Here is a 21,323-nt window from a genome sequence, read left to right as displayed (position 1 = left end):
GCGAGTATTGCTAGTTTTAACTATCGGGATTAGATGGAGATTAACGCTTGCCTTCGTGGGGGCTGTTACCAGTTGTTAATCGCCTTGCCGTTGCTGGCGAGGTGAATTTTATGGCGCTGGCCAAGGCCGAAACAGTGGGTCTTTTGATAAAGTGTTTTGACAGAATCTGTAACAATCCCGTGTTAACCCCCTTTTTTTTTGCCCTCATCGGCTGTAATGCCCGAGCTAGAGGGCTTTGCCGGAACGGGCGTACCAAATTACTACCAACGTCGAATGGCTTTTGTCGCTCTGGTACAGTTACAAACGGTTCCATACAAAAACAACTATTACACCGAGGTAACACAGATGAGTGCGGCTCCACTGTATCCCGTTCGTCCCGAGGTTGCGGCCACTACCCTGACCGACGAGGCCACCTACAAGGCCATGTACCAGAAATCGGTGATCAACCCGGACGGCTTCTGGCGCGAGCAGGCCCAGCGTATCGACTGGATCAAACCGTTCACCAAGGTCAAGCAAACCTCCTTTGACGACCACCACGTCGATATCAAATGGTTCGCCGACGGCACTCTGAACGTTTCCTCCAACTGCCTGGACCGCCACCTCGAAGAGCGCGGTGATCAGTTGGCCATCATCTGGGAAGGCGACGACCCTTCCGAACACCGCAACATCACTTACCGTGAACTGCACGAGCAGGTCTGCAAGTTCGCCAACGCCCTGCGTGGCCAGGACGTGCACCGTGGTGACGTGGTCACCATCTACATGCCGATGATCCCCGAGGCCGTGGTGGCCATGCTGGCCTGTGCCCGTATTGGTGCGATCCACTCGGTGGTGTTCGGTGGCTTCTCCCCTGAAGCGCTGGCCGGCCGCATCATCGATTGCGAGTCCAAGGTGGTGATCACCGCCGACGAAGGCGTGCGTGGCGGCCGTCGTACCCCGCTCAAGGCCAACGTCGACCTGGCGCTGACCAACCCTGAAACCAAAAGCGTGCAGAAGATCATCGTGTGCAAGCGCACCGGTGGTGATATTGCCTGGCACCAGCACCGCGACATCTGGTACGAAGACCTGATGAAAGTGGCCTCCAGCCACTGCGCGCCAAAGGAAATGGGTGCTGAAGAAGCGCTGTTCATCCTTTATACCTCTGGCTCCACGGGCAAGCCGAAGGGTGTGCTGCACACCACCGGCGGTTACCTGGTGTATGCCGCGCTGACCCATGAGCGCGTGTTCGACTATCGCCCGGGCGAGGTCTACTGGTGCACCGCCGACGTCGGTTGGGTCACTGGCCACAGCTACATCGTCTACGGCCCGCTGGCTAACGGCGCCACCACCTTGCTGTTCGAAGGCGTGCCGAATTACCCGGACATTACCCGCGTCTCGAAGATCGTCGACAAGCACAAGGTCAACATCCTCTACACCGCGCCAACCGCCATCCGCGCGATGATGGCCGAAGGGCAGGCCGCTGTTGAAGGGGCCGATGGTTCCAGCCTGCGTCTGCTTGGCTCGGTGGGCGAGCCGATCAACCCTGAAGCGTGGAACTGGTACTACAAGACTGTAGGCAAGGAGCGCTGCCCGATCGTCGACACCTGGTGGCAGACCGAAACCGGCGGCATCCTGATCAGCCCGCTGCCGGGCGCTACCGGCCTCAAGCCGGGCTCGGCAACCCGCCCGTTCTTTGGTGTGGTGCCCGCCCTGGTGGACAACCTGGGTAACCTGATCGAAGGTGCGGCCGAAGGCAACCTGGTGATCCTCGACTCCTGGCCAGGCCAGTCGCGTTCGCTGTACGGCGACCACGACCGCTTTGTCGACACCTACTTCAAGACCTTCCGTGGCATGTACTTCACCGGCGACGGTGCGCGCCGCGACGAAGATGGCTACTACTGGATCACCGGTCGTGTGGATGACGTGCTCAACGTCTCCGGTCACCGCATGGGTACTGCCGAAATCGAAAGCGCCATGGTCGCGCATTCGAAAGTTGCCGAGGCTGCAGTGGTTGGCGTGCCGCACGACATCAAGGGCCAGGGCATCTATGTGTATGTCACCCTCAATTCCGGTATCGAGGCCAGTGAGCAGTTGCGCCTGGAGCTGAAAAACTGGGTGCGCAAGGAAATCGGCCCGATTGCCTCGCCGGACGTGATCCAGTGGGCGCCGGGCCTGCCGAAGACCCGTTCGGGCAAGATCATGCGCCGCATCCTGCGCAAGATTGCCACCGGTGAGTACGATGCGCTGGGCGATATCTCGACACTGGCTGACCCGGGTGTGGTGCAGCACCTGATCGATACCCACAAGGCCATGAACCTGGCTTCGGCCTGATATCGAGGCAGAGCGCGGGCCCTTGTGGGAGTGGCTTTATGTGGGAGCAGGCGTGCCCGCGAACACCGGCGCAGCCGGTGCCATCCACCGCGTTGACTGCTTCGCGGGCACGCCCGCTCCCACAGGGCTGCTTGCACACGCCACGACCAGACTAAACCCCGCCCGGGCAACCGGCGGGGTTTTTGCTTTACTGTTACCCGACATTCATCGGTAACTGTTCTGTCACCGGTGCTGCACAAGTTCGGGGCGCGAAGAAACAAATCAGGCCCGTTTCGGTGCGTTCCCGTAGCCATTTTTTGCAACACAGCACGCTACACTTGCCGTAGTACAAGGCTTTGCCAATAATAGGCCCAGGAATTGCTAGGTCTATAGGTTCTATTTCTTGCGCTTTTGCATATTTTGCACTGGCTGTCAACATCGCCCGCAGCGGTTTCAAGCGCTTCTGTAAGTAGTTGTCGCTTTGAAGAAATATCGACTACCGGGCTGTCGCTAAAATGCCACTCACTCGCTCGTGGTCTGCGACCTTGGTCGAACCCTGCGCGGCTCGCGTTGTACCCATTCGCATATCGGGCAGTTGTTACCTGCCTTGTATTGCCCCGTACCGATGGAGTTACCTGATGAAGAAGCTCGCACTGCTTGGCGCCCTGGCGCTGTCTGTGTTTTCCCTGGTGTCGCAGGCCGATGAAAAACCCCTGAAAATCGGCATTGAAGCTGCCTACCCACCCTTCGCCTTCAAGCAGCCCGATGGCAGCATCGCCGGTTTCGACTACGACATCGGCAACGCCCTGTGCGAACAGATGAAAGCCAAGTGCACCTGGGTCGAGCAGGAGTTCGACGGCCTGATCCCGGCGCTGAAAGTGCGCAAGATCGACGCCATTCTGTCGTCCATGTCGATCACTGAAGACCGCAAGAAGTCGGTCGACTTCACCAAGCGCTACTACCTGACCCCGGCGCGCCTGGTCATGAAGGACGGCACCGCTGTCAGCGAAAGCCTGGATGAGCTCAAAGGCAAGAAGATCGGCGTGCAGCGCGGCTCGATCCATGACCGCTTCGCCAAGGAAGTGCTGGGCGCCAAAGGTGCCACCGTGGTGCCTTACGGCACCCAGAACGAAATCTACCTGGACGTGGCAGCCGGCCGCCTCGACGGCACCGTGGCTGACGCCACCCTGCTGGAAGACGGCTTCCTCAAGACCGACGCCGGCAAGGGTTTTGCCTTCGTAGGCCCGGCCTTCACCGACGCCAAGTACTTCGGTGACGGTATCGGCATTGCCGTGCGCAAGGGTGACAAGGCGAACGTCGAGCGCATCAACGCGGCCATCGACGCCATCCGTGCCAACGGCAAGTACAAAGAAATCGAGAAGAAGTACTTCAACTTCGACATCTACGGTCCAGACTCGAACTAAGACATCGGGTTTCACCTGTGCAATGGTGCAAACAGCAGAGGCTCTGAGGTTTGCACCATTTTTCATTCTCTAGGTCGAGGACCTCATCATGTTGAAAGGCTACGGGGCAGTCATCCTCGACGGGGCGTGGCTGACGCTGCAGCTCGCCCTGTCGTCGATGGCCCTGGCCATCGTGCTCGGCCTGATCGGTGTGGCGCTGCGCTTGTCGCCGGTGCGCTGGCTGGCCTGGCTGGGCGATCTGTATTCCACCGTTATCCGTGGTATTCCGGACCTGGTCCTGATCCTGCTGATTTTCTACGGCGGGCAAGACATCATCAACCGGGTGGCACCGCTGCTCGGCTACGAAGACTACATCGACCTGAACCCGCTGGCGGCGGGTATCGGCACGCTGGGCTTCATCTTTGGCGCGTACCTGTCAGAAACCTTCCGCGGTGCCTTCCTCGGTATTCCCAAGGGCCAGGCCGAAGCGGGCGTGGCGTATGGCATGAGCAACCGCCAGGTGTTCTTCCGCATCCAGGTGCCGCAAATGATTCGCCTGGCGATCCCGGGTTTCACCAACAACTGGCTGGTGCTTACCAAGGCCACCGCGCTGATTTCGGTCGTCGGCCTGCAGGACATGATGTTCAAGGCCAAGCAGGCGGCCGACGCCACCCGCGAGCCTTTCACCTTCTTCCTGGCGGTGGCGGCCCTGTACCTGGTGCTGACCAGCGTCTCGCTGCTGGCCCTGAAGTATCTCGAGCGCCGCTACTCGGTGGGCGTCAAGGTGGCTGAACTATGATCTTCGACTACAACGTCGTCTGGGAGGCATTGCCGTTGTACTTCGGCGGCCTGCTGACCACCCTCAAGTTGCTGGCGATTTCGCTGTTCTTCGGCCTGTTGGCGGCCATTCCGCTAGGCCTGATGCGCGTGTCGAAGCAGCCTGTGGTCAATCTCGTGGCGTGGCTCTACACCTACGTGATTCGCGGCACGCCGATGCTGGTGCAGCTGTTCCTGATCTACTACGGCCTGGCGCAGTTCGAGGCGATACGTGAAAGCTTCGCCTGGCCGCTGCTGTCCAGCGCCACGTTCTGCGCCTGCCTGGCGTTCGGTGTCAACACCAGTGCCTACACCGCAGAAATCATCGCCGGCAGCCTCAAGGCCACGCCCCACGGCGAGATCGAGGCGGCCAAGGCCATGGGCATGTCGCGCATGAAGATGTACCGGCGCATCCTGCTGCCATCGGCCCTGCGCCGGGCGCTGCCGCAGTACAGCAACGAAGTGATCATGATGCTGCAGACCACCAGCCTGGCGTCGATCGTCACCCTGATCGACATCACCGGTGCCGCACGCACGGTCAATGCCCAGTACTACCTGCCTTTCGAGGCCTACATCACGGCGGGCGTGTTCTACCTGTGCCTGACCTTCATCCTGGTGCGCCTGTTCAAGATGGCCGAACGCCGCTGGCTCGGCTACCTGGCGCCGCGCAAGCACTGACCGCTTTGTGAGAATCGACAGCATGTACAAACTCGAAGTCCAAGACCTGCACAAGCGCTACGGCAGCCATGAAGTGCTCAAGGGTGTTTCCCTGGCGGCCAAGGCCGGCGACGTCATCAGCATCATCGGCTCCAGTGGTTCGGGCAAGTCGACCTTCCTGCGCTGCATCAACCTGCTGGAGCAGCCGCACGCCGGCAAGATCCTGCTCAACAACGAAGAGCTCAAGCTGGTGGCCGGCAAGGACGGCGCGCTGAAGGCCTCCGACCCGCGTCAGTTGCAGCGCATGCGCTCGCGCCTGTCGATGGTGTTCCAGCACTTCAACCTGTGGTCGCACATGACGGCGCTGGAGAACGTGATCGAGGCGCCGGTACACGTGCTGGGCATGAGCAAGAAAGAAGCCGTTGAAAAGGCCGAGCACTACCTGGCCAAGGTGGGTGTCTCCCACCGCAAGGACGCCTTCCCCGGGCATATGTCGGGTGGTGAGCAACAGCGTGTGGCAATTGCCCGGGCCCTGGCCGTGGAGCCAGAGGTTATGCTGTTCGACGAGCCGACTTCGGCGCTAGACCCGGAGCTGGTGGGTGATGTGCTCAAGGTCATGCAGGCGCTGGCTCAGGAAGGCCGGACCATGGTGGTGGTGACCCACGAAATGGGCTTTGCTCGCGAGGTCTCCAATCAGCTGGTGTTCCTGCACAAAGGTCTGGTGGAAGAGGCGGGCTGCCCACGCGAAGTATTGGCCAACCCGCAGTCGGAGCGCCTGAAGCAGTTCCTCTCCGGCAGCCTGAAGTAAAAGCTGCATTTTTGCACCAGAATAGGGCATGCTGCGCTGCGAGCGCAGCCTGACCCGGCGCACAGACTCGAACGACCTCAGGTTTCGGACCGCACCCTATGACCACCCAGCGAATCGGTTTTCTCATCTGGCCCAGCACCAGGCCCTTGACCCTGGCGCTGGCCGAGGAAGTGTTGCAGGTGGCGCAGCGGGTGCATCCGGATGTGGTCTACGAACTGGCCTTCCTGCAGGCAGAGCCCGCGCCAGAGGGGGAGTGGCGCCTGCCGGGCGAGCCGTGGACCGGCCGCCTGGAGGGTTGCCACAAACTGTTCCTGCTCGCTGACGAGCCGCCTGCGGCGGTAGGGGCTGCTTTGTCGACTGCGCTCAAGCAGCTGGCGCGCAGTGGCTGCACGGTCGGTGGCCTGGCTGCCGGGGTGTATCCGCTGGCGATGCTGGGCCTGCTCGACGGTTACCGGGCTGCGGTGCACTGGCGCTGGCAGGACGATTTTGCCGAACGCTTCCCCAAGGTCATTGCCACCAGTCACTTGTTCGACTGGGATCGTGATCGCATGACTGCCTGTGGCGGCATCGCCGTGGCCGACCTGTTGCTGGCAGTGCTGGCCCGTGATCACGGGGCGGAACTGGCGGGGGCAGTGTCGGAAGAGCTGGTGGTGGAGCGCATCCGCGAGGGTGGCGAGCGTCAGCGCATTCCGCTGCAGAACCGCCTGGGTTCTAGCCATCCCAAACTGACCCAGGCGGTGCTGTTGATGGAGGCCAACATCGAAGAGCCGCTGACCACTGACGAGATTGCCCAGCATGTGTGCGTGTCGCGTCGGCAGCTGGAGCGCATCTTCAAGCAGTACCTGAACCGCGTGCCGAGCCAGTACTACCTGGAGCTGCGGCTGAACAAGGCGCGGCAGATGCTGATGCAGACCAGCAAGTCGATCATCCAGATCGGCTTGTCCTGTGGCTTCTCCTCGGGGCCGCATTTTTCCAGTGCCTATCGCAACTTCTTTGGCGCCACGCCACGGGAAGACCGCAACCAGCGGCGTAGCAGCAGCCCGTTCGAACTGAGCTCGGCGCCTGCCGAAAAGGGCTGATGATGCGTGGGGCCCGGGGTGTATGCCTTGGGGGTGATGGTGGGGCGGAAATCGAGCGCCGCCCGCGCGGTGCTCGATCTCACAGGCAACACATCAACATCGCCGAACATCCCCGTCTCCCACAAACCTATGTGAACACCCGTTCACCCAGCATCCTCTCTCCCGTACACTGCGCGATTGCGACAGTGTTTGTCGCATTGCCGAAAGCCTTGTCAAAACTGGGTTTTGCGCTGTAACAAGTTGTCGCTTGGCCGCAAGGACAGGCGCGGATCAGTCCTTACAATCCCCCCATCGCTCGCCCACTTCCAGGCCAGCGTTCCTCTTCAGGAGACTCAGATGTCCGTTGAGCAAGCCCCGGTGCAACGTGCCGATTTCGACCAGGTCATGGTCCCCAACTATTCTCCGGCGGCCTTCATTCCTGTGCGAGGCGAGGGTTCCCGTGTGTGGGACCAGTCGGGTCGCGAGTTGATCGACTTTGCCGGTGGCATCGCGGTAAATGCCCTGGGCCACTGCCATCCGGCGCTGGTCAAGGCCCTGACCGACCAGGCCAACACCCTCTGGCACGTATCCAACGTGTTCACCAACGAGCCGGCCCTGCGCCTGGCCCACAAGCTGGTGGACGCCACCTTTGCCGACCGGGCGTTCTTCTGCAACTCCGGCGCCGAGGCCAACGAGGCCGCGTTCAAGCTGGCCCGTCGCGTCGCCCATGACCGCTTTGGCCCGGAAAAGCACGAAATCATCGCCACCGTGAACAGCTTCCACGGCCGTACCCTGTTCACCGTCAGCGTCGGTGGCCAGCCTAAGTACTCCGACGGTTTCGGCCCGAAGATCACCGGCATCAGCCACGTGCCGTACAACGACCTGGAAGCACTGAAAGCCCAGATTTCCGACAAGACCTGCGCTGTGGTGATTGAACCGATCCAGGGCGAAAGCGGCGTGGTACCGGCAGACCTGGCTTACCTGGAAGGCGCTCGCAAGCTGTGCGACGAGCACAACGCCCTGCTGATCTTCGACGAAGTGCAGACCGGCGTGGGCCGTACCGGTTCGCTGTATGCCTACCAGCACTACGGCGTGACGCCCGACATCCTGACCAGTGCCAAGAGCCTGGGCGGTGGCTTCCCTATCGGCGCCATGCTGACCACCACCGAACTGGCCAAGCACCTGGCCGTCGGCACCCACGGCACCACTTACGGCGGCAACCCGCTGGGCTGCGCCGTCGCCTGCGCGGTGCTGGATGTGGTCAATACCCCTGAAACCCTGGCCGGCATCAAGGCCAAGCACACACGTTTCAAGACCCGCCTGGAACAGATTGGCCAGAAGTACAGCCTGTTCTCTCAGGTGCGTGGTGTCGGCCTGCTGCTCGGCTGCGTGCTGACCGAGGCCTGGCAAGGCAAGGCCAAGGACGTGCTCAACGCCGCCGAGAAAGAAGGCGTGATGGTGCTGCAGGCCGGCCCGGACGTGGTGCGTTTTGCGCCAAGCCTGGTGGTTGAAGACGCCGACATCGACGAAGGCCTGGACCGCTTCGAGCGCGCCGTGGCCACCCTGACCAAGGGCTGATCCGCCTGCGCCACCTTCGCCGGCAAAGGCCATTCCCGGGCCTGGCCGGCGATACCCGATTCCACTGCAGGTGCCCGTGTACCTGCCGTTTTTCCGTGCCGCCGTGAGTGGCCCGTATTCCAAAGGAGTGACACCATGCTGGTGATGCGCCCCGCGCAAATGGCTGATCTGAACGAAGTGCAGCGCATGGCTGCAGACAGCCCCATTGGTGTCACCTCGCTGCCGGACGACGCTGCTCGCCTGGGCGACAAGATCGCCGCTTCCGAGACTTCCTTCGCCGCCGAGGTCAGCTTCAACGGCGAGGAAAGCTATTTCTTTGTGCTCGAAGACAGCGAGACTGGCAAGCTGGCAGGCTGCTCGGCCATTGTCGCTTCGGCTGGGTATTCCGAGCCTTTCTATAGTTTTCGTAACGAGACCTTCGTGCACGCCTCGCGCGAGCTGAAGATCCACAACAAGATCCACGTGCTGTCGTTGTGTCATGACCTGACCGGCAACAGCCTGCTGACCAGCTTCTATGTATTGCCGGAGCTGGTGAACAGCGGCTGGGCCGAGCTCAATTCGCGCGGTCGCCTGCTGTTCATGGCCGCGCACCCGGAGCGTTTCGCCGACTCGGTAGTGACCGAAATCGTCGGCTACAGCGACGAGAATGGCGAATCGCCGTTCTGGGATGCCATCGGCCGCAATTTCTTCGACCTCAACTACTCCGACGCCGAGCGCCTGTGTGGCCTGAAGAGCCGAACCTTCCTCGCCGAACTGATGCCGCACTACCCGATCTACGTGCCGCTGCTGCCCGATGAGGCGCAGGAAGCCATGGGCCAGGTGCACCCGCGCGCGCAGATCACCTTCGACATCCTCATGCGCGAAGGCTTCGAAACCGAGCACTACATCGACATCTTCGACGGTGGCCCGACCCTGCATGCGCGCACCTCTGGCATTCGCTCGATTGCCCAGAGCCGCTCGGCGCCGGTGAAAATCGAGGACGCCCCAGGCAAGGGCGGGCGTCCGTACCTGGTGTGCAATGGCCAGTTACAGGACTACCGCGCGGTGCTGCTGGACCTGGATTGGGTGCCCGGCAAACCGGTGTGCCTGAGCCTGGCGGCGGCCGATGCGCTGGGTGTGGGCGAGGGCGGCAGCGTGCGCCTGGTCGCGGTCTGAGGTCTGGTAACAGACGTTTCGGGATTGATGCGTTAGAAGAGTTTTGCGCCGGCCGACGCCGCCGCACAAGGAGATAGCATGATCGTTCGTCCTGTACGCAGCAGCGATTTGCCTGCGTTGATCGAATTGGCACGCAGCACCGGTACCACCGGGCTGACCACGCTGCCGGCCAACGAAGAACGCCTGGGGCATCGCGTTGGCTGGGCGGAAAAGAGCTTCCGTGGCGAAGCCGAGCGTGGCGACACCGATTACCTGTTCGTGCTGGAAAACGACGAAGGCCTGGTGGTCGGCATCAGTGCCATCGCCGGTGCCGTCGGCCTGCGCGAGCCTTGGTACAACTATCGGGTCGGCCTTACCGTCAGCGCTTCGCAGGAGCTCAAGATCTATCGCGAAATCCCCACCCTGTTCCTTGCCAACGACCTGACCGGTAATTCCGAGCTGTGCTCGCTGTTCCTGCGCAGCGATCACCGCTCCGGGCTCAATGGCCGCCTGCTGTCGCGTGCGCGGATGCTGTTCATTGCCGAGTTCCCGGAGCTGTTTGGCAAGAAGATAATTGCCGAAATGCGCGGTATGTCCGACGAGCAGGGGCGTTCGCCTTTCTGGGAAAGCCTTGGCCGGCATTTCTTCAAGATGGAGTTCAGCCAGGCGGACTACCTGACCGGTGTTGGCAACAAGTCGTTCATCGCCGAGCTGATGCCCAAGTTCCCCCTGTACACCTGCTTCCTGTCCGAGGCGGCGCGCGACGTGATCGGCCGCGTGCACGTCGACACCGAGCCGGCGCTGGCCATGCTCAAGCAGGAAGGCTTCAACTACCAGGGCTATGTCGACATCTTTGACGCAGGCCCGGCCATCGAGTGTGATACCGCCAAGATCCGCGCGGTGCGCGAGAGCCAGACGCTGGTGCTGGCGGTGGGCACGCCGGGCGACGACGCCACCCCTTACATCATCCACAACCGCAAACGCGACGATTGCCGCATCACTGCCGCGCCTGCGCGGCTGGCCGCCGGTACCTTGGTGGTCGACCCGTTGACCGCCAAGCGTCTGCGCATGGGTGCCGGCGACAACGTGCGTGCCGTGCCGCTATCGGCCAGCCGGGAGGCCCAGTAAATGACCACGCATTACATCGCAGGCAATTGGCTGGCGGGGCAGGGCGAAGCCCTGCAGTCGCTGAACCCGGTGACCCAGGCTGTCATCTGGCAAGGGCAGGGCGCTGACGCCAGCCAGGTGGACGCCGCCGTCCAGGCAGCCCGTCAGACCTTTCCGGCGTGGGCGCAACTGAGCCTGGAAGCGCGTATCGACGTGCTGGAGAAGTTCGCCGAGCAGCTGAAAAAGCATGCCGAAGCCTTGGCCCAGTGCATCGGTGAGGAAACCGGCAAGCCCCTGTGGGAATCGGCGACCGAAGTCACCAGCATGATCAACAAGGTGGCGATCTCGGTACCAAGCTACCGCGAGCGCACCGGGGAAAAGAGCGGCCCGCTGGCCGACGCCACGGCCGTGCTGCGGCACAAGCCCCATGGCGTGGTAGCGGTGTTCGGCCCCTACAACTTCCCCGGTCATCTGCCCAATGGCCATATCGTGCCAGCGCTGTTGGCGGGTAACTGCGTGGTGTTCAAGCCCAGCGAGCTGACGCCCAAGGTTGCCGAGCTGACCGTCAACTGCTGGATCGCCGCCGGCCTGCCGGCGGGCGTGCTGAACCTGGTGCAGGGCGCGCGGGAAACCGGTGTGGCACTGGCCGCCAACCCGGGGATCGATGGCCTGTTCTTCACCGGTTCCAGCCGCACCGGCAACCTGCTGCACCAGCAGTTCGCCGGTCGCCCGGACAAGATCCTGGCCCTGGAAATGGGCGGCAACAACCCGCTCGTGGTAGACGAGGTGAGGGACCTGGACGCTGCGGTGTACACCATCATCCAGTCGGCGTTCATCTCCGCCGGCCAGCGTTGCACCTGCGCGCGGCGCCTGCTGGTGCCCCAAGGCGCCTGGGGTGATGCGCTGATCGTGCGCCTGGTCGAGGTGTGCAAAACCATCACGGTGGGGGCGTTCGATGAGCAGCCGGCACCGTTCATGGGCTCGGTCATTTCGCTGCAGGCGGCGCGTGCGCTGATTACGGCCCAGGCCGAACTGGCCGCCAAAGGTGGCGTGAAGCTGCTGGAAATGACCCAGCCGCAGGCCGGTGCTGCGTTGCTGACCCCGGGCATTGTCGATGTCACGGCCGTGGCCGAGCGCCCGGACGAAGAGTTCTTTGGCCCGCTGCTGCAGGTGATCCGTTATGCCGATTTCGATGCTGCCATCGATGAAGCCAACAACACCCAGTACGGTCTCGCCGCCGGGTTGCTCTCCGACTCGCGTGCCCGCTACCAGTACTTCTGGCTGCGCAGCCGCGCCGGTATCGTCAACTGGAACAAGCAACTGACCGGCGCCGCCAGCAGTGCGCCGTTCGGTGGCGTGGGTGCCAGTGGCAACCATCGGGCCAGTGCCTATTACGCGGCAGACTACTGCGCTTACCCCGTGGCTTCGCTGGAGACCGCCAGCCTTGCCTTGCCGGCGACCCTGACGCCGGGCGTCACCCTATAACAACAGGTCACGGAGCCTAGCCGATGAAATCCTATGAAGTGAATTTTGATGGCCTGGTGGGGCCTACCCACAACTATGGCGGCCTGTCTTACGGCAACGTGGCTTCGCAGAGCAACAGCCAGCAGGGTTCCAACCCGCGCGAAGCCGCGCGCCAGGGCCTGGCGAAAATGAAAGCGCTGGCCGACATGGGCTTCAAGCAGGGCGTGTTGGCGCCCCAAGAACGACCGGATGTGGCTGCGCTGCGCCGCCTGGGCTTTAGCGGCAGCGATGCCGAGGTGATCCAGCGTGCTGCCAAAGAGGCCATGCCCCTGCTGGTGGCCAGTTGCTCGGCGTCGAGCATGTGGGTGGCCAATGCCGCCACGGTCAGCCCCAGTGCCGACACTGCAGATGGCCGCGTGCATTTCACCGCCGCCAACCTGAACTGCAAGTATCACCGCAGCATTGAGCACCCGACCACCAGCCGTGTGCTGGGCGCCATGTTCAACAACGAGAAACACTTTGCCCACCACGAAGCATTGCCTGCCGTGGCACAGTTCGGTGACGAGGGCGCGGCCAACCACACGCGTTTCTGCCGTGCCTATGGCGACGCGGGTGTGGAGTTCTTCGTCTATGGCCGCAGTGCGTTCGACAGCCGTTACCCGGCGCCGCAGAAATACCCGGCCCGGCAAACCCTGGAAGCCTCGCAGGCCGTGGCCCGGCTGCATGGGCTGAGCGATGGCGGGGTGGTCTACGCTCAACAGAACCCTGCAGTGATCGACCAGGGCGTGTTCCACAACGATGTGATTTCGGTGGGCAACGGCGAGGTGCTGTTCTACCACGAGGACGCTTTCCTCGAGACCGACGCGGTGCTTGGCCAGCTGCGAGCTAAACTGGCCAGCAAGGGTGGCAACTTCCAGGCCATCTGTGTACCGCGGGCAGCGGTGGCGGTAGAGGATGCCGTGCGCTCCTACCTGTTCAACAGCCAACTGCTCAGCCGCGATGACGGTTCCATGCTGCTGGTGGTGCCGGAAGAGTGCCGCAACAATGAGCGGGTCTGGGCCTACCTGGGCCAGCTGACCAGCCAGGGTGGCCCGGTGAAGGAGGTCAAGGTATTCGACCTCAAGCAAAGCATGCAGAACGGCGGCGGCCCGGCTTGCCTGCGTTTGCGCGTGGCGTTGAAGGAATCGGAACTGGCGGCGGTCAACCAAGGCGTTATCATGACCGCCCCGCTGTACGACACCCTGGTGCAGTGGGTCGACAAGCATTACCGCGATCGCCTGGGCGAAGCGGACCTGGCTGACCCGCAACTGCTGGTGGAATGCCGTACGGCACTGGACCAATTGACCCAGATCCTGAAGTTGGGCTCGGTATACCCGTTCCAACGCCAACCTTGAAGAGAGACTTTGCAATGACCGACGCCCTGCGCCTGATCCTCGAAGATGAAGACGGCACCCAGCTGGAAACCTCCTGCACCCGCTTTGCCGTGGTTTGGCAAGGCAAGGAAGTGTGGATTCAGCAGGACGGCCGTGGCCAGCTGCTGATCGGTGTGGACGTCGACGAAGACGACACCGAATACGCCAACCTGCTGCTGCGCCCGATGGCCACCAACCTGGTCAGCCTGCAGCTGGAAATGGAGCCGGCCGAGGTTGGCGAAGACGACGATCACGTCCATGGCCCCGACTGCGGCCACCACCACTAAGGAAGCCCCTATGCTCGCCCTTGGCAAATTGCTTGAGCTGACCCTCACCGTTCACGAACCGGCCGAGAAGACCCAAGTGACACCCAAGGGCGTGCGTTTGCGCTGGCTGGGGGAGGGCGCGCTCGAAGTGCGCCCTGCCGAAAGCGATGATTGCGGGCTGGACTTGCTGTTGTCTGCTGGCATCCATGGCAACGAAACGGCGCCGATCGAATTGCTCGAACGACTGCTGCACGGCGTGGCCAACGGCAAGATCAAACCCAAGGCACGGCTGCTGTTCCTGTTCGGCAACCCAGCGGCGATCCGCAAGGGTGAGCGCTTCATCGAGCAGGACATCAACCGGCTGTTCAATGGCCGCCATGAGCTTTCCAGTGGTTTCGAAGCCTTGCGTGCCGCCGAGCTGGAACAATTCGCCCGGGTGTTCTTCAGCAAGCCGGGGCGTAGCCGCCTGCATTACGACCTGCATACCGCCATCCGCGGTTCGAAGATCGAGCAATTCGCCTTGTACCCCTATAAAGAGGGGCGCAAGCACTCCCGTCGCGAACTGGCGCGCCTGGCGGCAGCCGGCATGGAGGCGGTGCTGCTGCAGAGCAAATCCTCCATCACTTTCAGTGCCTTTACCTACGAACAGCTGGAAGCCGAAGCCTTCACCCTGGAGCTGGGCAAGGCCCGCCCGTTTGGCCAGAACGAGCAGGTCAACCTCGACCGGCTGGAGCAGCGCCTGATCCAGATCATCGAAGGCACCGAGCCAGAGGGTGAAGGCTCGCTGGATGGCCTGCAGCTGTTCAGCGTCGCCCGCGAAATCATCAAGCACAGTGACAGTTTCCACCTGCATTTGCCCGCGGACATCGAGAACTTTTCCGAGTTGAGCAAGGGTTATCTGCTGGCCGAAGACTTGGCCGAGACGCGCTGGGTGGTCGAGGAGGAGGGTGCGCGCATCATCTTCCCCAACCCCAAGGTTAAGAACGGCCTGCGCGCGGGGATTCTCATTGTGCCGGATTCGGGGCAGCGGCTGGGCTGATGGCGGAGGTGGTGCCCGTCCCGGCGCACCACATGGGCTCGCTCAGTAGTAGGTGCGTACTGGCAGGCCCAGTTCCATTCGCAGCGCGTTTTCGTTGAAGGGTGATGGGTTGGTGTCGGTTGGCGCCGTGTCGGGGTTATTGTCGAAATCGTACAGAGGGCCGCTCGGCAGGCCAATTGCTTGCAGGTGTGCGTTGTCGACCTGGATCTGCCTGCGATCGATAGTGCTGATTGAGGTGTGGCCAGGTACCGTCGTACCTTTGAAGGCGCTGTACGCTTCGCACAAGCAACGGTAAAAGTCGAGCAGCGGCAAATTGTCGCTGTCCGAGCGCGTCAGGTTGAATGCCAGGTTTCCGCCCTCGGCCGGCAAGCCGGCTACCCACTCCAGTTTGCTGTCTCGTCGCAGGAAATGGTCATTGTCGGTCGGGTCTGAGCTGTAGACGTCGAAACGGGTGGCCAGCTGTGTTTCGGTGAGCCTTATCCAGGACCGTTTCGCCAGTTGAGTCAGAAGTTGCTGGCCGCAATCCGTGTGGCAAAGAAACACCAGGTGGTTGTGGACGGCCTGTTTGAAGGTATCGCTGCCTTCTATGTCGAGTGTGTGGCTGGCGAGTGCGGCGAGCGGGGCAGAGAGGGGTTGCTCGAAGCGGGCGTCACCCGCCTGGTTACGGGCATAAATGACTGATTCATGGGGGTCGTCGACCAGGATATGACCGTCGATTCCCTGGATATGACCGCCGATACGGTCGCTCGCCGAGCCGCGCTTGATGAATGTCAGCCCCTGGCCCACGTTGATTTGTGCATCGCTACTGCCGGTGAAGACCTCGGTGATGCCGCCGCCGGTGGTGATGTGCGCGCGGCCTTTTGCGGCCTGAATGATCACAGGCGTCGTCACTTCCTTCGCCACGCGGACGTTGGCCTTACCCGATGCTGTTCTGATGATCAGGGTTTGTCTGTGCGTAGGCGCGAGGATGAACCTCTTGTTGCCGACCATGGCTTTGAGGTGGCAGTCGTAGGCGGAAATGTCGACATCGACCGCCGAGGCATGGCTCTGAATCACCATGTGGTGCTTGCCCGGGATCTGGCCCTGATCAAACCATACCTGTTCCAGAAGGACGTCTATCTTGTCGTCCCGGTATTCGTAGAAGCGATGAACGGCTTGGCCATCGATGGACGTGTCTGCCTGCTGTTGAAAACCGCTGGTCCTGCCAGAAATGAAATAGACGGGGTTGGGGTGCATGAGAAGGCTCGCTTGCTGTGGATGGGGGGCGGCGGTTGTCGCTGCGGCCAAAGCTAAAGGGTTGTGCAGGCGAGGCGTGGTACTTATCTAGGGGCAAGATGGACGAGGAGGGGGCGTTGTGACGAGGCGCTGAACCGTATAGCCTCCACTTTGAAGTCCGAAATGACGATTTCATGCCGATTGACCGTTTCGGGCGTATAAACACACTGCATCCGCCGTTCAGGCTGGATATAATGGCGCCCTTTGCCGTCGTTTCGTCGATTCGACGTATCAGCCCAAACGGCCGCCGTTTCCGTGGAAGAACCTATGAAAAGCGCAGAAATCCGTGAAGCCTTCCTTCGCTTCTTCGAAGAGCAGGGACATACCCGAGTCGCCTCCAGTTCGTTGATCCCGAACAACGACCCGACCCTGCTGTTCACCAATGCCGGCATGAACCAGTTCAAGGACTGCTTCCTCGGCGCGGAGAAGCGTGCCTACACCCGTGCTGTCAGTAGCCAGAAGTGCGTGCGCGCCGGTGGCAAGCACAACGACCTGGAAAACGTCGGTTACACCGCGCGTCACCATACCTTCTTCGAAATGCTGGGCAACTTCAGCTTCGGCGACTATTTCAAGCGCGACGCCATCACGTTCGCCTGGACCTTCCTGACGTCGGCACAATGGCTGAACCTGCCCAAGGAAAAGCTCTGGGTCACCGTCTACGCCACTGACGACGAAGCCTACGACATCTGGACCAAGGAAATTGGCGTGCCGGCCGAGCGCATGGTACGCATCGGCGACAACAAAGGCGCCCCTTACGCCTCCGACAACTTCTGGACCATGGGTGACACTGGCCCGTGCGGCCCGTGCACCGAGATCTTCTACGACCACGGCGCGGACATCTGGGGCGGCCCACCGGGCTCGCCAGAAGAAGACGGCGACCGCTACATCGAGATCTGGAACAACGTCTTCATGCAGTTCAACCGCACCGCCGACGGCGTGCTGCACCCGCTACCAGCGCCGTCGGTGGACACCGGTATGGGCCTGGAGCGCGTCAGCGCCGTGCTGCAGCACGTGCACTCGAACTACGAGATCGACCTGTTCCAGAACTTGCTGGCAGCTGCGGCCAAGGCCATCGGTTGCAGCAATGATGGCCAGGCGTCGCTGAAAGTGGTCGCCGACCACATTCGCTCGTGCGGTTTCCTGATCGCCGACGGTGTGCTGCCGTCCAACGAAGGCCGTGGCTATGTGCTGCGTCGCATCATTCGTCGTGCCTGCCGTCACGGCAACAAACTGGGCGCCAAGGGCAGCTTCTTCTACCAGATCGTTGCCGCACTGGCCGCCGAAATGGGCGAAGCCTTCCCTGAGCTGAAGAGCCAGCAAGCGCACATCGAGCGCGTACTGAAAGCTGAAGAAGAGCAGTTCGCCAAGACCCTCGAGCAAGGCCTGCGCATCCTCGAGCAGGACCTGGCCCAGCTGAAAGGCGACGTGGTACCGGGCGACGTGGTGTTCAAGCTGTATGACACCTACGGCTTCCCGATGGACCTGACTGCCGACATCGCCCGTGAGCGCGAGCTGACCATCGATGAAGCCGGCTTCGAGCGCGAGATGGACGCCCAGCGTGAGCGTGCGCGTTCCGCCAGCGCCTTCGGCATGGACTACAACAGCGTGGTCAAGGTCGACAGCGCCACTGAATTCCTCGGCTACGAAGCCACCGAAGGCCAGGGCAAGATCATCGCCCTGTACAAGGACGGCCAGGCCGTCGACCAGTTGGGTGAAGGCGAACAGGGCGTGGTCGTGCTCGACCGCACGCCGTTCTACGCCGAATCCGGTGGCCAGGTGGGTGATACCGGCTTCCTGCAGGCCGGCGCTGCGCGCTTCGACGTGCGCGACACCACCAAGACTGGCGGTGCCTTCCTGCACCACGGCGTGGTCGCCAGCGGTGCGCTGGTAATCGGTTCGCCGGTCGAGGCCAAGGTCGATGCCGACGTGCAGCACGCTACCTCGCTGAACCACTCCGCCACCCACCTGCTGCACGAAGCGCTGCGCCAGGTGCTGGGCGAGCACGTACAGCAGAAGGGCTCGCTGGTTGACAGCCAGCGCCTGCGTTTCGACTTCAGCCACTTCGAGGCGCTGAAGCCAGAGCAGATCAAGGCCCTGGAAGACATCGTCAACCGCGAAGTGCGCAAAAACACCCCGGTGACAACCGAACTGACCGACATCGAAACCGCCAAGGCCAAAGGTGCCATGGCGCTGTTCGGCGAGAAGTACGGCGACACCGTGCGTGTGCTGAGCATGGGTGGTGATTTCTCGGTAGAGCTGTGCGGCGGTATCCACGCCAAGCGCACCGGTGATATCAGCCTGTTCAAGATCATCAGCGAAGGCGGCGTGGCCTCTGGCGTACGCCGTATCGAAGCAGTTACCGGCGCCGCTGCGTTGGCCTACCTGAACGCTGCCGAAGAGCAGGTCAAGGAAGCCGCGCAACTGGTCAAGGGTAACCGCGACAACCTGATCGACAAGCTGTCGGCTGTGCTCGAGCGCAACCGCCAGCTGGAGAAGCAGCTGGAACAGCTGCAGGCCAAAGCCGCCAGCGCCGCCGGGGACGATCTCTCCAACGCGGCTGTTGAGGTCAAGGGTGCCAAGGTCCTCGCCGCCCGCCTGGATGGGCAGGACGGCAAGGCCTTGCTGGCCCTGGTCGATCAGTTGAAGAACAAGCTCGGCCACGCAGTGATCCTGCTGGGCAGCGAGCATGAGGGCAAGGTTGTGCTGGTGGCCGGCGTGACCAAAGACCTCTCCAGCCAACTCAAGGCTGGCGATCTGATGAAACAAGCCGCTGCGGCGGTGGGTGGCAAGGGCGGTGGCCGTCCGGACATGGCCCAGGGTGGTGGCGTCGACGTCGCTGCACTGGACCAGGCCCTGGCGCTGGCCGTGCCATTCGCAGAGCAGGGACTTTGAGATGAAGGGGCCGGCGGTCTAGTCGCCGGCCTCTTCATGTTGGATTGTTTTTTGGGGCCCTGTATGGGCTGAGGCACCATTGAAATGGCGTTGATCGTACAGAAATTTGGCGGCACCTCTGTCGGTTCCATCGAGCGGATCGAGCAGGTAGCCGAAAAGGTCAAGAAACACCGTGAAGCGGGCGACGACCTGGTGGTTGTGCTGTCGGCCATGAGCGGTGAAACCAATCGCCTGATCGACCTGGCCAAGCAGATCACCGATCAGCCGGTTCCGCGTGAACTGGACGTGATCGTGTCGACCGGTGAGCAGGTCACCATCGCCCTGCTGACCATGGCCTTGATCAAGCGTGGTGTGCCAGCGGTGTCCTACACCGGCAACCAGGTGCGCATCCTCACCGACAGCTCGCACAACAAGGCGCGCATCCTGCAGATCGACGACCAGAAGATTCGTGCCGACCTCAAGGAAGGCCGCGTGGTCGTGGTAGCAGGCTTCCAGGGCGTCGACGAGCACGGCAGCATCACCACCCTGGGCCGTGGCGGCTCCGACACCACTGGCGTGGCCCTGGCGGCGGCGCTGAAGGCTGACGAGTGCCAGATCTACACCGACGTCGATGGCGTCTACACCACCGACCCGCGCGTTGTGCCACAGGCCCGTCGCCTGGAGAAGATCACCTTCGAAGAGATGCTGGAAATGGCCAGCCTCGGTTCCAAGGTGCTGCAGATCCGTTCGGTGGAGTTCGCCGGCAAGTACAACGTACCGCTGCGCGTGCTGCACAGCTTCAAGGAGGGTCCGGGTACCCTCATTACCATTGATGAAGAGGAATCCATGGAACAGCCGATCATTTCCGGTATCGCCTTCAACCGTGATGAAGCCAAGCTGACCATTCGCGGCGTGCCGGACACCCCAGGTGTGGCCTTCAAGATCCTCGGCCCGATCAGCGCTTCGAACATCGAAGTCGACATGATCGTGCAGAACGTTGCCCACGATAACACCACCGACTTCACCTTCACCGTACACCGCAACGAGTACGAGAGCGCGAAAAACGTGCTGGAAAACACTGCCCGCGAAATCGGTGCCCGTGAAGTGATCGGCGACACCAAGATCGCCAAGGTCTCGATCGTTGGCGTCGGCATGCGTTCGCACGCCGGTGTTGCCAGCCGCATGTTCGAAGCGCTGGCCAAGGAGAGCATCAACATCCAGATGATCTCCACCTCCGAAATCAAGGTTTCGGTTGTGATCGAAGAGAAGTACCTGGAGCTGGCCGTGCGCGCGCTGCACACCGCGTTCGAGCTCGACGCACCTGTGCGACAGGGCGAGTAAGGCGCTGCCAGGAAGGGCGCGGCTTGCCGCGCCCTTCGCGTTTCTGCTCGCCACGCATGGCCTGTCCTGCCCTGTGTGGCGAGTAACCGGGGCTTCGTCGTCGTCCACGACCAGGCCCTGATACCAAAGACTGTTACCCCTGAATGTTTTGCGTAAGGAGAAAGCTATGTTGATTCTGACTCGTCGGTGCGCCGAGAGCCTGATCATTGGAGACGGCGAGATCACCGTGACGGTGCTTGGCGTCAAAGGCAACCAGGTGCGTATTGGCGTCAGCGCCCCGAAAGAAGTGGCTGTTCACCGCGAGGAAATCTACCTGCGGATCAAGAAAGAGAAGGACGAGGAGCCAAGCCTTTAATTCTTTTGAAGTTTTTTTAAAAAAAAGGGTTGCAAGCGAGGAAGATCCTGTTTAATATTCGCCTCGTGTTGCGGTGAGGTGGCCGAGTGGCCGAAGGCGCTCCCCTGCTAAGGGAGTATACCTCATAAGGGTATCGGGGGTTCGAATCCCCCCTTCACCGCCATTATTTGCGTAGGGCGCTGTAAACGGTAGGAACGCTAAGTAGTTGTTTTTAAACGAAAACGTTCTTGCAAAAATGTTTCAGCGACCTATAATGCGCGGCAGGACACGGACTCATAGCTCAGCTGGATAGAGTACTCGGCTACGAACCGAGCGGTCGCAGGTTCGAATCCTGCTGAGTCCGCCACTTTTGAAGTGGCTTTGTTTGCAAGGCTGCTTCAATCAACCAGTGGTAACTGGTCTAAAACTACCAATCGCGGACTCATAGCTCAGCTGGATAGAGTACTCGGCTAC

At 61.8% G+C, this 21,323-nt stretch carries 17 protein-coding genes and 3 tRNA genes (1 of these 20 only partly in view); 19 read left to right on the top strand and 1 reads right to left on the bottom strand.

Translation table 11 applies throughout. The features are described 5' to 3' along the window. The first annotated feature begins 345 nt into the window (after positions 1 to 345). The 13 genes from acs (at position 346) to astE (ending at position 15,028) form a co-directional block, all read left to right on the top strand. Positions 346 to 2,307 (top strand): acetate--CoA ligase, encoded by a 1,962-nt coding sequence (gene acs / locus E8E78_RS27185; RefSeq protein ID WP_016498485.1) that lies wholly within the window; start codon positions 346 to 348, stop codon positions 2,305 to 2,307. Between the two features lie 617 nt (positions 2,308 to 2,924). Then, complete coding sequence (locus E8E78_RS27180; RefSeq protein ID WP_049274969.1) at positions 2,925 to 3,710, top strand: ABC transporter substrate-binding protein; 786 nt, start codon at positions 2,925 to 2,927, stop codon at positions 3,708 to 3,710. 88 nt (positions 3,711 to 3,798) lie between these two features. Next, on the top strand, positions 3,799 to 4,488 hold the full coding sequence (locus E8E78_RS27175) for an ABC transporter permease (RefSeq protein ID WP_016498487.1): 690 nt from the start codon (positions 3,799 to 3,801) through the stop codon (positions 4,486 to 4,488). Continuing rightward, the gene (locus E8E78_RS27170) at positions 4,485 to 5,183 is read left to right on the top strand and encodes an ABC transporter permease (protein WP_280314426.1); all 699 of its coding nucleotides are present in this window, start codon (positions 4,485 to 4,487) and stop codon (positions 5,181 to 5,183) included. Before E8E78_RS27175 ends, E8E78_RS27170 begins: the two co-directional genes overlap by 4 nt. Before the next feature lie 22 nt (positions 5,184 to 5,205). After that, positions 5,206 to 5,970, top strand: coding sequence for an ATP-binding cassette domain-containing protein (locus E8E78_RS27165; RefSeq protein WP_016498489.1), 765 nt, complete (start codon positions 5,206 to 5,208; stop codon positions 5,968 to 5,970). A 98-nt stretch (positions 5,971 to 6,068) separates the two neighbouring features. After that, positions 6,069 to 7,049: a transcriptional regulator ArgR gene (gene argR / locus E8E78_RS27160; RefSeq protein WP_016498490.1), complete on the top strand. Its 981-nt coding sequence runs from the start codon at positions 6,069 to 6,071 to the stop codon at positions 7,047 to 7,049. 336 nt (positions 7,050 to 7,385) lie between these two features. Continuing rightward, positions 7,386 to 8,606, top strand: coding sequence for an aspartate aminotransferase family protein (locus E8E78_RS27155; protein ID WP_016498491.1), 1,221 nt, complete (start codon positions 7,386 to 7,388; stop codon positions 8,604 to 8,606). A gap of 135 nt (positions 8,607 to 8,741) precedes the next feature. After that, complete coding sequence (gene aruF / locus E8E78_RS27150) at positions 8,742 to 9,761, top strand: arginine/ornithine succinyltransferase subunit alpha (protein WP_016488492.1); 1,020 nt, start codon at positions 8,742 to 8,744, stop codon at positions 9,759 to 9,761. A 78-nt stretch (positions 9,762 to 9,839) separates the two neighbouring features. Continuing rightward, positions 9,840 to 10,868, top strand: a complete 1,029-nt coding sequence (gene astA, locus E8E78_RS27145) for an arginine N-succinyltransferase (RefSeq protein ID WP_016498492.1) — start codon at positions 9,840 to 9,842, stop codon at positions 10,866 to 10,868. Further along, complete coding sequence (astD, locus tag E8E78_RS27140; protein WP_280314422.1) at positions 10,869 to 12,332, top strand: succinylglutamate-semialdehyde dehydrogenase; 1,464 nt, start codon at positions 10,869 to 10,871, stop codon at positions 12,330 to 12,332. 23 nt (positions 12,333 to 12,355) lie between these two features. Continuing rightward, positions 12,356 to 13,705, top strand: a complete 1,350-nt coding sequence (gene astB, locus E8E78_RS27135; protein ID WP_049275819.1) for an N-succinylarginine dihydrolase — start codon at positions 12,356 to 12,358, stop codon at positions 13,703 to 13,705. 14 nt (positions 13,706 to 13,719) lie between these two features. Then, a complete protein-coding gene (locus E8E78_RS27130) occupies positions 13,720 to 14,010 on the top strand; it encodes a hypothetical protein (protein ID WP_016488488.1) in 291 nt (96 codons plus the stop codon). Positions 14,011 to 14,020: 10 nt separating this feature from the next. Next, on the top strand, positions 14,021 to 15,028 hold the full coding sequence (gene astE, locus E8E78_RS27125; RefSeq protein ID WP_049275818.1) for a succinylglutamate desuccinylase: 1,008 nt from the start codon (positions 14,021 to 14,023) through the stop codon (positions 15,026 to 15,028). 42 nt (positions 15,029 to 15,070) lie between these two features. On the opposite strand, the gene E8E78_RS27120 is transcribed toward astE, so the two are convergent. After that, a complete protein-coding gene (locus E8E78_RS27120; protein WP_059394757.1) occupies positions 15,071 to 16,264 on the bottom strand; it encodes a M91 family zinc metallopeptidase in 1,194 nt (397 codons plus the stop codon). 306 nt (positions 16,265 to 16,570) lie between these two features. On the opposite strand from E8E78_RS27120, the gene alaS reads away from it, so the two are divergent. The 6 genes from alaS to E8E78_RS27090 form a co-directional block, all read left to right on the top strand. Then, positions 16,571 to 19,195, top strand: a complete 2,625-nt coding sequence (alaS, locus tag E8E78_RS27115) for an alanine--tRNA ligase (RefSeq protein ID WP_049275815.1) — start codon at positions 16,571 to 16,573, stop codon at positions 19,193 to 19,195. Positions 19,196 to 19,279: 84 nt separating this feature from the next. Beyond that, on the top strand, positions 19,280 to 20,515 hold the full coding sequence (locus E8E78_RS27110) for an aspartate kinase (protein ID WP_016498499.1): 1,236 nt from the start codon (positions 19,280 to 19,282) through the stop codon (positions 20,513 to 20,515). Between the two features lie 166 nt (positions 20,516 to 20,681). Beyond that, the gene (gene csrA / locus E8E78_RS27105; protein WP_003254503.1) at positions 20,682 to 20,870 is read left to right on the top strand and encodes a carbon storage regulator CsrA; all 189 of its coding nucleotides are present in this window, start codon (positions 20,682 to 20,684) and stop codon (positions 20,868 to 20,870) included. Positions 20,871 to 20,942: 72 nt separating this feature from the next. After that, positions 20,943 to 21,033: transfer RNA gene (locus E8E78_RS27100), tRNA-Ser, on the top strand. A 106-nt stretch (positions 21,034 to 21,139) separates the two neighbouring features. After that, a tRNA-Arg gene (locus tag E8E78_RS27095) sits at positions 21,140 to 21,216 on the top strand. Between the two features lie 71 nt (positions 21,217 to 21,287). Beyond that, a tRNA-OTHER gene (locus tag E8E78_RS27090) sits at positions 21,288 to 21,323 on the top strand; it runs 83 nt beyond the window's last position.

It is taken from the genome of Pseudomonas sp. BN505 (assembly GCF_029873175.1).
In the GTDB taxonomy this organism is placed as follows: domain Bacteria; phylum Pseudomonadota; class Gammaproteobacteria; order Pseudomonadales; family Pseudomonadaceae; genus Aquipseudomonas; species Aquipseudomonas putida.
The sequence above is the reverse complement of the archived record's forward strand: the minus strand, read 5'-3'. Positions and strand labels throughout refer to the sequence as shown.